Source organism: Chitinophaga pollutisoli (assembly GCF_038396755.1).
GTDB classification, from domain to species: domain Bacteria; phylum Bacteroidota; class Bacteroidia; order Chitinophagales; family Chitinophagaceae; genus Chitinophaga; species Chitinophaga pollutisoli.
Map to the genome: position 1 here is coordinate 3,795,460 of NZ_CP149822.1, position 13,164 is coordinate 3,808,623.

General features: G+C 54.7%; 13 protein-coding genes. 4 read left to right on the forward strand and 9 right to left on the reverse strand.

Going from position 1 to position 13,164, the window contains the following annotated elements:
• Positions 1-23: 23 nt before the first annotated feature.
• From WJU16_RS15980 to WJU16_RS16020, 9 genes are all read right to left on the reverse strand, one after another.
• A complete protein-coding gene (locus WJU16_RS15980) occupies positions 24-1,583 on the reverse strand; it encodes a helicase HerA-like domain-containing protein (RefSeq protein ID WP_341834485.1) in 1,560 nt (519 codons plus the stop codon).
• Positions 1,584-1,628: 45 nt separating this feature from the next.
• Entirely contained in the window at positions 1,629-2,078 is a 450-nt protein-coding gene (locus WJU16_RS15985) for a hypothetical protein (protein WP_341834486.1), read from the reverse strand.
• Positions 2,079-2,095: 17 nt separating this feature from the next.
• The gene (locus WJU16_RS15990) at positions 2,096-2,935 is read right to left on the reverse strand and encodes an MBL fold metallo-hydrolase (protein ID WP_341834487.1); all 840 of its coding nucleotides are present in this window, start codon (positions 2,933-2,935) and stop codon (positions 2,096-2,098) included.
• A 3-nt stretch (positions 2,936-2,938) separates the two neighbouring features.
• Complete coding sequence (locus WJU16_RS15995; protein ID WP_341834488.1) at positions 2,939-4,264, reverse strand: MFS transporter; 1,326 nt, start codon at positions 4,262-4,264, stop codon at positions 2,939-2,941.
• 45 nt (positions 4,265-4,309) lie between these two features.
• On the reverse strand, positions 4,310-4,927 hold the full coding sequence (locus tag WJU16_RS16000) for an ATP-binding cassette domain-containing protein (protein ID WP_341834489.1): 618 nt from the start codon (positions 4,925-4,927) through the stop codon (positions 4,310-4,312).
• Complete coding sequence (gene lpxA / locus WJU16_RS16005; protein WP_298707709.1) at positions 4,911-5,711, reverse strand: acyl-ACP--UDP-N-acetylglucosamine O-acyltransferase; 801 nt, start codon at positions 5,709-5,711, stop codon at positions 4,911-4,913. The genes WJU16_RS16000 and lpxA overlap by 17 nt, the downstream gene beginning before the upstream one ends.
• Positions 5,712-5,720: 9 nt before the next feature.
• Positions 5,721-7,133, reverse strand: a complete 1,413-nt coding sequence (locus WJU16_RS16010) for a bifunctional UDP-3-O-[3-hydroxymyristoyl] N-acetylglucosamine deacetylase/3-hydroxyacyl-ACP dehydratase (protein ID WP_298707708.1) — start codon at positions 7,131-7,133, stop codon at positions 5,721-5,723.
• A 31-nt stretch (positions 7,134-7,164) separates the two neighbouring features.
• On the reverse strand, positions 7,165-8,220 hold the full coding sequence (gene lpxD, locus WJU16_RS16015; protein WP_298707705.1) for a UDP-3-O-(3-hydroxymyristoyl)glucosamine N-acyltransferase: 1,056 nt from the start codon (positions 8,218-8,220) through the stop codon (positions 7,165-7,167).
• A gap of 92 nt (positions 8,221-8,312) precedes the next feature.
• The gene (locus WJU16_RS16020; protein ID WP_341834490.1) at positions 8,313-9,539 is read right to left on the reverse strand and encodes an HD domain-containing protein; all 1,227 of its coding nucleotides are present in this window, start codon (positions 9,537-9,539) and stop codon (positions 8,313-8,315) included.
• A gap of 159 nt (positions 9,540-9,698) precedes the next feature.
• On the opposite strand from WJU16_RS16020, the gene WJU16_RS16025 reads away from it, so the two are divergent.
• From WJU16_RS16025 to WJU16_RS16040, 4 genes are read left to right on the forward strand one after another with little or no spacing between them, the layout of a single operon-like run.
• Positions 9,699-11,252: a response regulator gene (locus WJU16_RS16025; RefSeq protein WP_341834491.1), complete on the forward strand. Its 1,554-nt coding sequence runs from the start codon at positions 9,699-9,701 to the stop codon at positions 11,250-11,252.
• A 19-nt stretch (positions 11,253-11,271) separates the two neighbouring features.
• The gene (locus tag WJU16_RS16030; protein ID WP_341834492.1) at positions 11,272-11,637 is read left to right on the forward strand and encodes a hypothetical protein; all 366 of its coding nucleotides are present in this window, start codon (positions 11,272-11,274) and stop codon (positions 11,635-11,637) included.
• Complete coding sequence (locus tag WJU16_RS16035; protein ID WP_341834493.1) at positions 11,634-12,398, forward strand: MBL fold metallo-hydrolase; 765 nt, start codon at positions 11,634-11,636, stop codon at positions 12,396-12,398. Before WJU16_RS16030 ends, WJU16_RS16035 begins: the two co-directional genes overlap by 4 nt.
• Before the next feature lie 42 nt (positions 12,399-12,440).
• Positions 12,441-13,160: a helix-hairpin-helix domain-containing protein gene (locus WJU16_RS16040; RefSeq protein ID WP_341834494.1), complete on the forward strand. Its 720-nt coding sequence runs from the start codon at positions 12,441-12,443 to the stop codon at positions 13,158-13,160.
• Positions 13,161-13,164: the final 4 nt, after the last annotated feature.

The window sequence follows — 13,164 nt, forward strand, 5'->3', positions numbered from 1 at the left end:
TGCTTTACAACCGGCAGCGATTCCTAAAACCAGCTGGAACCTTTCTTGCTGCTTCTGCCTCCCAAACCCAGCGCGCCCAGCAGGCTGCGCGTGATGATGTTGGCGGCGGTACGGCCGGCCTGTTTGGCGGCTGAACTGGTCAGTACCGATTCCAGCAGGCCTTTTTCTTCTTTTTGACGGCCTTTTGACGCGGGCTTCGCTTCTTCCTCCGCTTTCGATTTCTCGGCGGCTTCTTCCAGTTTGGCCGTTAGTATTTCGTAAGCGCTTTCGCTGTCGATCTCGGGGTTGTATTTGCGGACCAGTTTGGATTTGCCCACCAGCGCATCCAGCTCCGCATCACTGAGGATATCCATCCGGGAGCGGGGAGAAGTGAGCATGGTGGCGGCCAGGGGAGTGGGTGTGCCTTTTTCGCTAAGGCAGGTCACCAGCGCTTCCCCGATGCCGATCTGCGTGAGCAGCTCGGCGGTCTTATAAAAATCGGACAACGGATAGTTCTCCGCCGTTTGCTTGATCGTTTTGCGGTCGTTGGCCGTGAATGCGCGCAGGGCGTGCTGCACCTTGAGGCCGAGCTGGCCCAGCACGGAAGGCGGCACGTCCATCGGGTTTTGGGTGCAGAAGAAAATGCCCACGCCCTTCGAGCGGATGAGCTTCACGATGGTTTCGATCTGCTGCAGCAACGCATCGCTGGCTTCCTGAAAGATGAGGTGCGCCTCGTCGATGAACATGACCAGCTTCGGTTTGTCCATATCGCCTTCTTCCGGAAGGGTGGCGTACAATTCCGCGAGCAGGCTGAGCATGAAGGTGGAAAAGAGCTTCGGGCGATCCTGGATGTCGGCCACCCGAACGATGGAGATCACGCCGCGGCCGTCGTCGCCGATGTGCATGAGGTCGTCGACTTCAAAAGACCTTTCGCCGAAGAAGAGCGCGGCGCCCTGTTGCTCCAGCTCTATCACTTTCCGCAGGATGGTGCCGGTGGAAGTGGTGGAAATCTTGCCGTAATCTTTCTCCAGTTCTTTCTTGCCTTCGTCGCTCACGTACTGCAAAACTTTCTTAAAATCCTTCAGGTCGAGCAGTGGCAATTTATTGTCGTCACAATATTTGAAGATCATGGCCACGAGCCCCGCTTGCGTATCGTTAAGCTCCAATATTTTGGAAAGGAGCACCGGCCCGAATTCGCTGACGGTGGCCCGCAGGCGCGTGCCTTTCTCGTGGCTTAGCGTGAGCAGTTCCACGGGATATCCGGCGGGCGTCCACGAGCCGCCGATTTTGGCATACCGCTCTTCTATCTTCGCATTGGAAGCTCCTGCCGCCGCGATGCCGCTGAGGTCGCCTTTTATGTCCATCATCAGCACGGGCACGCTGGCGTCGCTGAGGCCCTCGGCGATCACCTGGAGGGTCTTGGTTTTACCCGTTCCCGTGGCGCCGGCGATCAGGCCGTGGCGGTTGAGGGTTTTCAGTGGCAGGAACACGTCGGCCCCTGTTACGACTTCGCCATCCAGCATGGCGCATCCCAGTTTAAAATGTTCGCCTTTGAACGTGTATCCGTTGTTGATGTATTGCTTGAAAGTTTCCTGTCGAGACATGCGATCGGTTTTCGTGAAGATAGATATAGCGGTTTGCGGATTTGATTATTGTTCTTTCAGCAGGATCTTAGCCTCGTCGATGCTTTTGAGCATGAGGTCTTTCACGGTGCTGATCTTTTGCTTTTCGGATTCGAGGTACGCTTTTTTCTGCGCGTTGTCTTTACCTGTCATTTCCATGTCGTACCCGTGCATCCATGTGTTCATGGCGTTGTTGGCGCTGTCGAGCATGGAGCCGGCGGTGTGGTAAGCGGTGGTGTCGGCCTTTTTCTTGCCCAGCGAATCGGTGATTTCCGCAACGCGGGTGCGGAGGCGGCGGATGACCATCATCTTGGCCATACCTTCGTCGTGAATGGCCATCACTTCGGTGCTGAGTGAATCGATGGCGAGGGAATCCTGTATGGCGGCGGTGTTTTGCGTGGCGCCGGTTCCGCCGCTGTTGCAGGCGGTGATAAAGATAGCTGCGGCTACGGGCAGTGTGCGTAAGATGTTTTGCATATGTTTCGGTTTAAACGTTACAGATTGGCGAGCGGGAAGGTTTCATGCACGCGGATACCTTTCTCGGTGCTTTGCAGCGTGCAGCATTCCACATTCGGGTCATGCTCGAAATAGAGCACGTAATCGCGCTCGTTGGCTTCCATGAGAAAGCGCTTCTTCTCCTCCAGCGTTGTCAGCGGAAACATGTCGTATGCCATTACGTACGGCAACGGAATGTGGCCGGTGGAAGGCAACAGGTCTGCCATGTACACAATGGTATGGCCGTTGTACCGGATCTCGGGCAGCATCATGGCGTCGGTATGCCCGTAGGCAAAGCGCACCCGGATGTGGTCGGTAAAGGAAATGCCGTCCTGCTGGTCGATAAATTTGAGTTGACCGCTTTGCTGGATGGGGAGGATATTGTCGCGGAGGAACGATGCTTTCTCCCGGTCGTTGGGCTCGGTGGCCCATTTCCAGTGCGCTTCGTTGCTCCAGTAATGCGCGTTTTTGAAGGCGGGCACCAGTTTGTCGCCTTCCCTTTCGATGCTGCCGCCGCAATGGTCGAAATGCAGGTGGGTGAGGAAGACGTCGGTGATATCGTTGCGGTGGTATCCCAGGGCGGCGAGCGATTTGTCGAGCGTATCGTCGCCATGGAGATAGTAATGGCTGAAGAATTTGGCGTCCTGCTTATTGCCGATGCCGTTGTCGATGAGGACGAGCCGGTTGCCGTCTTCCACGAGCATGCAGCGCATGGCCCAGGAGCACATGTTATTATCGTCGGCCGGGTTGAGTTTGTTCCAGATGCTTTTGGGCACTACGCCGAACATGGCGCCGCCGTCGAGCTTGAAGAGGCCGGTATTGATCGTGTGTAATTTCATGCGTTACATTGTTTCGGTGAGGGCGGGTTTTTCCGCCACTGCTAATCTACGTTGTTTCCGCAAAGCGGAGAACAGCCAAAGGAGCCCGATGACGAAGAATCCCATCAAAACCAGCACGGACGTCCGCATATCGCCCGTCAGATGCTCGATATACCCGAAGCTGAAGAGCCCCAGCACGATGGAGAATTTCTCCGTCACGTCGTAGTAGCTGAAGAAAGAAGCGGTGTCCCTCGTTTCGGGGATCAGCTTGGCGTAGGTAGAGCGGCTCAGCGACTGTATGCCGCCCATCACGAGCCCCACGGCTACAGACAGCAGGTAAAACTGCATTTCCGAAGAGATGAAATACGCGCAAAGGCAGATCCCGATCCACAACACGACAGTGAGCATCAGGATCCGGAAGTTGCCGTAGCGTTCGGACAGGCGGGCCATGCCCCATGCGCCGAGGATCGCCACCAGCTGGATGATCACCACACAACCGATGAGGTTGGTCTGCGCCATTTTCAATTCCTTCAAACCAAAAATCGTGGCTACCATCATCACGGTTTGCACGCCCATCGAGTAAAAGAAGAACCCGCGCAGGAAGTGTTTCAGCACGGGCATCCGGCGCACCTGGGCGTATACTTTCTTCAATTCCGTGAATCCTTCAGAAAACACGCCTCCTTTATGTACCTCAACGGATGGCTGCGATTTAGGCAGGCGCACAAAAGGGATCTGCGCAAACCCTATCCACCAGACGCCTACGAGGAGGAAAGTGATTCGGGGCGCGAGGTCGCCGGGCCATCCGTTCGCTTCGAACGTCAATACCAGCGCGAAGCCTATGATTTGCAGCAGTACGCTGCCGATGTATCCGAAGGAATAACCGCGTGCCGACACGCGGTCGCGCAGCGCCACGGGCGCGATTTCCGGGAGGTAGGAATTGTAAAACACCAGCCCGCCGCAATATCCAACCGTTGCCAATACAAAATACAATACCGCCAGCTCCAGCGACGAATCCTTTGTGAACAGGAAAAACGCCATGCACGACAGCCCGCCGAGGTAAGTGAAGAAGCGCAGGAAGTTCTTTTTATTGCCCCGCGTATCCGCGATGGAACCGAGGATGGGCATGGTAAAAGCGATGAGGAGGTAGGCAAACGCCAGTGCATAATCGTACAGCACGGAGTTCTTCAGCTGCCAACCGAAGAAATCCACCACGTCGCCGCCGAATTTGGCATTGGTAATGGAGATGAAGTACAGGGGAAAAAAGGTGGTCGTGATCACGAGGTTGTAGACGGAATTGGCCCAGTCGTACATGGCCCATCCGTTCACGACTTTTTTATTTGGAATGCTCATAGGGAGTATTTAATCATTCACAATGAAGCCTGAAAGTACAAATTATTACTTGTAGTCGCTGATGCGTATTTGCTCCTTGCAGAAGCTGTATTCCGCGGGGTCGTTGGAAGACACGATGATGAGCCGGTTGCCGCCGTACTCCGCTATGAGCTGCTGGTACAACGCGATGCCCGCGGCATCGAGGTTGGTGCAGGGCTCGTCGAGCAGCAGGGCGCGGACGTCGGAGAAGATGGCGAGCGCCAGCCGGGCGCGCTGTTTCATGCCGGAAGAGAAATGCCGTACCTGTTTTTGCCAGGCGCCGTCGAGGCCCACGATGCCGGCGATTTCCCGGGGTTTGAACCCGGGGAGGAACGACTTGAACTGAAGATGGAATCCGAAGCATTCCTCCAGGGTCAGTTCTTCCACCACCTCCAGGTAGGGGGCCACTATGGCGCAGTTGCGGAAGAACTGATCCTGCGGAAGCAGTTGATCGTTGAAGAAATATTCGATCTGGCCCTCACTATGATGGTGATGGCCGCTAATGATCTGCAGCAGGGTGCTTTTACCGGAGCCATTGGGCCCGAGAATGGCAAAACCGCCCGTACCGGATAATGTGTGGGTGAAACGACGGAAAATCCAGTCGTGGTTATACCTTTTGCCGACCTGGTTAAGCGAGATCGTCATTCGCCCGGGTGCTGTATCCCCTCATGATGCCGCGCCCGGAGTCGCGGATGAAGGAGAGGATCTCGTCCCTTTCGTCCGTGGCCGGGAATTCGGCTTCGATGATGCGGATGGCTTTGGAAATATTGTTGCCTTTCACGAAGAGGATCCGGTAGATGTCCAGGATGTGGTTGATCTTGTCCAGGGAGAAGCCTCTGCGCTTGAGCCCGATGGAGTTCACGCCGACGTACGACAGCGGTTCGCGGGCGGCCTTCACGTAGGGCGGCACGTCTTTACGGACGAGGGAGCCGCCGGTCACGAAGGCGTGATTGCCCACTTTGCAGAACTGCTGAACGGCTACCATGCCCGCCAGCACCACGTGGTCGCCGATGGTGATGTGCCCGGCGAGGGTGGTGTTGTTGGAGAACACGCAGTTGTTGCCGATGATGCAATCGTGTGCGATGTGGCTATAGGCCATGATGAGGCAGTTGTTGCCGATGGAAGTTTTCCAGCGGTCTTTGGTGCCCCTGTTAACGGTCACATACTCGCGAATGGTGGTGTTGTTGCCGATTTCCACGATGGTTTCCTCGCCTTCGAATTTGAGGTCCTGCGGGATGCCGGCGATCACCGCTCCGGGGAAGATGCGGCAGTTTTTGCCGATGCGGGCGCCTTCCATGACGGTCACATTGGAACCGATCCAGGTGCCTTCCCCGATCTCGACGTTTTTATGAATAACGGTAAAAGGATCGATTTTTACATTGGGCGCTACTTTGGCGTCCGGGTGGATGTATGTGAGCGGATGAATCATGCTTTTATTTTAGCCTTCGCGTTTTACAATTTGAGCAACCATGTCTGCTTCCGCCGCTACTTTATTGCCGACGAAAGCGGTTCCGCGCATTTCCACCAGGCCTCTGCGGATAGGGCTGAGCAGCTCCATTTTCAGTACCATGGTATCTCCGGGTATCACTTTTTGCTTGAATTTGCAATTATCGATCTTAAGGAAATAGGTGTCGTAGTTTTCCGGGTCCGGCTTGGGGTTGAGGGCAAGGATGCCGCCCACCTGGGCCAGGGCCTCGCAGATCAGTACGCCGGGCATTACCGGGTTATTGGGGAAGTGCCCCTGGAAGATCTGCTCGTTGAAAGTGACGTTCTTGATGCCTACCACCTGCGTGTCGCTCAGCTCGATGATCTTGTCGACCAGCAGCATCGGGTAGCGGTGCGGCATGGTTTTCACGATACGGTTGATGTCGTAGATCGCGGGTTGGTTGGGATCGTAGATGGGAACGTCGCGGTTGTGCTTGTTCTTTTTGATATATGCCTTGATCTTGCGGGCAAACTCCACGTTGGAAGCGTGGCCCGGACGGTTGGCGATGATATGCGCCTTGATGGGATAGCCGATCAGGGCGAGGTCTCCCACGATATCGAGCAGCTTGTGGCGTGCCGGTTCGTTGGGGAAGTGGAGTTGTGCGTTGTTGAGGATGCCTTCGCGCTGGTGAACGGCGATTTCCGCACGGTCGAAAGCTTTAGCAAGTCGGTTCAGCTCTTCCTGGCTCATCACGCGGTCTACCACCACGATGGCGTTGTTGATGTCGCCGCCTTTGATGAGGTTATTAGCCAACAGGTATTCCAGCTCGTGGAGGAACACGAAGGTGCGGCAGGGCGCGATGTCTTTCTTGAAATCGGCCAGGCTCTTCAGGTTGGCGTGCTGGGTGCCGAGAACGGGAGAATTGAAGTCGATGAGCGTGGTGATGCGGTAATCCACTGCGGGCAGGGCCACCATTTCCACTTTCTTCACTTCGTCGTAGTAATTGATGTTGGTGTCGATGGAGTACCAGATCTTTTTGGCTTCCTGCTCCTGGATGCCCACTTCCTCGATCAGTTCGATGAAGGGGAGGGAGGAGCCGTCCATAATGGGGATCTCCGGTCCGTTGATCTCGATCAGGACGTTGTCTACGCCCATGCCCACCAGGGCAGCGAGGATGTGCTCTACCGTACTTACGCGGGCGCCGTTGTGCTCGAGCGTGGTGCCGCGGGCGGTATCTACCACATAATCCACATCTGCTTTAACGATTGGCTGATCCGGGAGATCGATGCGCTGGAATTTGATGCCGAAGCCGGGCATCGCCGGCTTGAGTGTCATATTCACATGCGCGCCTGTGTGCAAACCAACGCCTGAGATGGTCACGGGGCCTTTCAGGGTCTGTTGGTTCTGTTGCTGAGTGTCCATCATTATAGCTACGTATTCAGTTTCGTTTTAATAATTACACGCCGGCTTTTTCCGCCAGCAGCTGTTTCACCATGTCTTCGAGCTCTTTGACCCGTTTTTCCAATTCCGGCAAATTTCTAAAAATTGCCTGACTTTTTAGCGAACTTTTATAATCGTACGCCGGGGAGCCGGTAAGGGCGGTGTTGGGCGTAGTAATGGATTTGGACAATCCGCTCTGTGCATTGATGCGCGTACCGTCGGCGATCTGGATATGCCCCACGATGCCTACCTGCCCGCCGATCACGCAGTTCTTCCCGATCTTGGTGCTGCCGGAAATGCCCGTTTGCGCCGCAATCACGGTATTTTGCCCGATCTCCACGTTGTGGGCGATCTGGATGAGGTTGTCAAGCTTCACGCCGGAAAGGATCACGGTGGAGCCCATAGTAGCGCGGTCGATCGTCGTGTTGGCGCCGATCTCCACATCGTCGTGGATCACCACATTGCCCACCTGGGGTACTTTTTTATAGGAGCCATCGGCCTGGGGCGCAAATCCGAACCCGTCGCCGCCGATCACGCAGCCGGCATGGAGGATCACGCGGTTGCCCACCACGCAATGGTCGTAAACTTTCACGCCGGGGTACAGTACCGAGCCGGAACCGATCTTCACATTATCGCCCAGGTAAACGCCGGGGTAAATTTTTACGTTGTCACCCAGCTGCACGTTTTCACCGAGGTAGGCGAAAGCGCCGATAAACACGCCGGTGCCCATCTTCACGGTCGCCGGAACATGAGAAGGCTGCTGGATGCCGGTTTTGGCGCCCGCACCCACCATCTGCTGGTATTTTTCCAGCAAAAGGGCGAAGGAGCTGTATGCGTCCTTCACGCGGATAAGCGTGGGCTTCACGGGCCTGTCGATCTCCAGTGTATCGTTTACGATGAGGATAGAGGCCTGGGTGGTGTAAATAAATTCTTCGTACTTGGGATTGGCGATGAAACTTAACATGCCGTCTCCTGCCTCCTCAATCTTGGCGATATTGTGCACCTTCACTTCCGGGTCCCCCTCCAGCTTACCGTTCAATATGGTAGCCAGCTGTAATGCGCTGAATTGCATAGTTATAATTTGAAAATGTTACCTTCCAGGCTGCCTCCGGCTGATATGAATGTATTCACTAACATGTTAAGTTCGTATAAAACGTTGTTAGCCTAGAATTTTGGATGACAAATGTAGAATTTTTTTATCGGTCTTGCCAAAGTATGCGATACAAGGGCATTGTCGATCGAAGAAATATCCCGCACGTTGCCGTCCTTATATAATATGTTAATCTTTTCATCTTCAGCGTCATACGCCTTGAGGCTGGCGGTATCGGTGAACACGAAATATTCCGCTTCCTCGGGGGTAAGCCCCAGCGCTTCCGTCGCTTTTTCCCGCCAGGCGGCCACTTCTTCCGGCCCAAATGGGTCGTTGCGAAGGGTGACCTTGAAAAGTTGGCGGTTCACGAGCCAACCGCACAAGGTACCCAGGGTCTTATCGGGATGCCCGGCCCAGACCTTAATGGCGCCCATGATATCGTAATCATCGAGCAGGCAGAACTGCCGTAGCACCTCGGGGTCGTGCCCGAATGCCTCGCGGCCCACGCGGCGGTACAGGAAGTACTTCAGCGCGGGGGAAGCAAACAGCTCTTCGCCACGGAGGGCGAGCGCCTTGGCCCGCTGCAACACCTTCACCAGCATGCTTTCCGCGCTCAGCACCGTTTTATGCAAATACACCTGCCAGTACATGAGCCTCCGCGCCACAATAAACTTCTCGATCGAATAAATCCCTTTTTCCTCCACCATCAGCTCCCCGCCAGCCACCGTCAGCATCTTAATGATCCGGTCGTAGGAAATCACGCCTTCAGAAACACCCGTGTAAAAGCTGTCTCGGCTCAGGTAATCCATCCGGTCGACATCTAACTGGCTGGAAACCAGTTGATGCAAGAACTTTTTATGGTACCGGTCATTAAAAATCTTCAGGGTAAGATCCAGCGCGCCGTCCATTTCCCGGTTCAGGGTCTGCATCAGCAGCTGGGAAATCTCCTCGTGGGAGACGCCCTCCACCAGCGTATGCTCCAGCGCATGGGAATAAGGCCCGTGCCCCACATCATGCAATAATATGGCCATTTTTGCCGCCACTTCCTCTTCCTCCGTGATCTCCACACCCTTGCCCTTCAGCTCCGCCAGCGCGCAACTCATAAGATGGTACGCCCCCATGCTGTGATGGAACCGCGTATGCATGGCCCCCGGATATACCAGGTGCGCCAGCGCCATCTGGTGGATCCGCCGCAACCGCTGGTAATACGGGTGCGACAGGAGGCTGAATATCAATGGATGATCGATTGTTATAAACCCATACACCGGGTCGTTCACAATCTTGCGTTTTCGGTCAGTCATTCGCTTGTTTTAAATCGATCGGTACAAATCTACGCCATCCGCGCTAACTTTTACTGAACCAGGAGCCCCGTAAACCCGTTTTAACACCGCACGGGTACGATTTTTGACCTTATCTAAATATTTGCCAATATATTCTAAATAAATTCGTAATTCGTATACATGAATCAAATCAACATACTCTGGGTCGATGATGAAATAGATTCCCTCAAATCCCAAATCATTTTCCTGGAAAGTAAAGGCTATCACGTTTCCGCCCTCACCAACGGCTACGACGCCCTCGAGTTCCTCCGCGATAATATCGTGGACGTCGTGCTGCTCGATGAATCCATGCCCGGCATCACCGGCCTGGAAACCCTCGGCAAAATCAAGGAGATCAACCAGCAGATCCCCGTGGTGATGATCACCAAAAACGAAGCTGAAAACGTCATGGACGAGGCCATCGGCTCCCAGATCACCGATTACCTCATCAAGCCCGTAAACCCCAACCAGGTGCTGCTGTCTCTCAAAAAAATCATCGACAACAAGCGCCTCGTGGCCGAAAAAACCACCACCGCCTACCAGCAACAGTTCCGGACCCTCTTTATGGCCCTCAACGATAACCCGAACCACGAAGAATGGGCAGATATCTATAAAAAACTCGTGTATTGGGAAATGGAAATGGCGAAGTCCGACAGCCCTGAGATGCTCGAAGTGCTCCAGTCCCAGAAAGCCGAAGCCAACAACGAGTTCGCCAAATTCATCGGCCGGAATTACGCCGACTGGGTGGCCCCTGGCGCCAAAGACGCGCCCATCATGAGCCACAGCCTCTTTGCGAAGAAAGTAGTGCCCCTGCTCGACCCTTCCGTACCCAATTTCTTCATCCTCATCGATAACCTCCGGTACGACCAGTGGAAGGCCATCCAGCCCATCTTCTCCGAGTCTTTCCGGGTTGTGGAAGAAGATACTTTTTACAGTATCCTGCCCACGTCCACCCAATACGCCCGCAACGCGATCTTCGCCGGCATGCTGCCCATCGATATCGAAGCGAAGTTCCCCGATGAATGGAAAAACGACGACGAGGAAGGCGGCAAAAACATGCATGAAGAAAAATTCATCGCCGCACAGCTGGCCCGCCTCAAAATGGATCCCAGGTTCTCGTATACCAAAGTGGTCCACCATGCCGACGGGCAACATCTCGTCAACAACATGCACAACCTGCTGAACTATCCGCTCAACGTGATCGTTTATAACTTCGTGGACATGCTCAGCCACGCCCGCACCGAGATGGAAGTGCTCAAGGAACTGGCCGGCGACGAAGTCAGCTACCGCTCCATCACCGCCAGCTGGTTCGAGCATTCGCCGCTGCACCAGGCATTGAAGAAGATTTCGGACAAGAAGATCAATATCATCGTAGCCACCGACCACGGCTCCGTTCGCGTGAAAACACCGGTAAAGGTGATCGGCGACAAGCAAACCACCACCAACCTGCGCTACAAGCACGGGCGGAACCTGAACTACGATCCCAAAGAGGTGCTGGCATTCCGCGACCCGAAAGATGCGGGGCTGCCGAGGCCGAATGTCAATTCTTCTTATATCTTTGCCCGCGAAGACGGATACCTTTGCTATCCTAACAATTATAATTTTTTTGTGAACTATTACCGCAACACCTTCCAGCACGGCGGCATTTCTCTCGAAGAGATGATCGTTCCGGTAGCGAAGATGGTCAGCAAATAGATAAACAACGGGAGACAATATGAACCTGAAGAGTACCCCCGCCAACCTGGCGAAGCTGGAGAAGATTTTCGACGAGGCCAAATACATCATCCGTTACGAAAAGGGAACGTTCAACTCCGGCTACTGCATCCTGGAGCATAAGAAAGTCGTGGTAGTGAACAAATTCCTGAACGTGGAAGGCCGTATCAACACCCTGCTCGATATCCTGCCCGCCATCACCCTGGAGGAAGGCTTCCTCACGCCTGAATCGCAGAAGCTTTACCGCCAGGTAATCGAAAGCAAGGCCGAAGCCGCCGCCAAAGAGGAAAAAGAAAATGGGGAAGCCGGTAAAGACGACGCCGGCGAAGCTCCTGCAGACGAAAACCCGGAAACCCCGAAGCCGTGAAAGTAACTTTCCTCGGAACAGGCACCTCGCAGGGCGTGCCGGTCATCGCCTGTCCATGCCACGTCTGCGCCTCCGCAGACCCGCGCGACAAGCGGCTCCGTTCCAGCATCCTCATTTCCGACGAAAAGGCCGGCAACATCGTGATCGACACCACGCCCGATTTCCGTTACCAGATGCTCCGCGCGCAGGTGAAGCGCCTCGAAGCCGTGGTGATCACGCATTCCCACAAAGACCACATCGCCGGGATGGACGATATCCGCGCGTTCAACTTTTTCCAGCAACAGCCCATCGATATTTACGCTTCTGAATATTCACAAGACGTTATCATCCGCGAATTCTCCTACGCGTTCGCCGACTTCAAATATCCCGGCATCCCGGAGCTGAACCTCCGCACGATCGGCGATGAACACTTCTTCGTGAACGGGATGAAATTCACGCCCATAAACGTTCTGCACCACAAGATGCCCGTGCTCGGATTCCGTTTCGGCGACTTCACTTACATCACCGACGCCAATTTTATCGCGCCGGAGGAAAAGGAAAAGATCCGTGGTTCGCAGGTACTCGTGCTGAACGCATTGCGCCGTGAAAAACACATCTCCCATTTCACGCTGGATGAAGCGATCGCGCTGGGCCAGGAGCTGGAAGTGCCGCAGGTGCTGTTTACGCATATCAGCCACCAGCTTGGTTTGCATGCGGAAGTGGAGCCCACGTTGCCGGAAGGCGCGCACCTCGCCTACGATGGTCTGGAAATACATTTGTAATCCAAAAATCCTTACATTCGGCATCGATTAAAACCATTGTTTGTGCCGGATACTTTTTTTGATTTTTCCCGTCGGGAAAGACTGGGCGTTGCCTGTCTGCTGATCCTCATCTTAGTTTTTCAGGGTTTACCATTTGTGTGGACGCGCGTTCGCCCGGAGCCGCCGTTGACGGATACTTCCGGCATCGCGGAAGCGGATCGGGCGGTAACGGCGCTCCTGGCCGAAGGGGCGCGGGAGAAAACGCGGCGGTACGACAGCATGCGCGCCAGCTGGAAACGGCCCGCTTACCGAAGGGACAGTACATTCCGCAGGCCCTGGCCGCGCGACAGTTCCCGGAAAACGGCGTGGGAGCGGAAGACGCCGCCGGTTATTGATATTAATACAGCGGACAGTGCGGAATGGGAGCGGTTGCCGTACATCGGCGCGGGGTACGCGGGGAGGATCGTGCGGTTCAGGGAGCGCCTCGGCGGCTTCCACAGCCGCATACAAGTGAGTGAAGCCTACGGTTTGCCGGATTCCGTATTTAAAAAAATTCAACCGTACTTACAGCTGGGTGATGAATCACTAAGAAAAATCGATCTCAATGAGACAGATGAAAAATCTTTGGCCGATCATCCATACATCAACACGAAATTAGCCCGTGCCATCATACGCTATCGCAGTGCCAACGGGCGTTTCAGGCAGGTGGAAGACCTCCGCGCATTGCCTTTGGTGAATGATTCCATTTATCGTAAAATTGAAAAATACTTAACCGCCCCTTAAAACG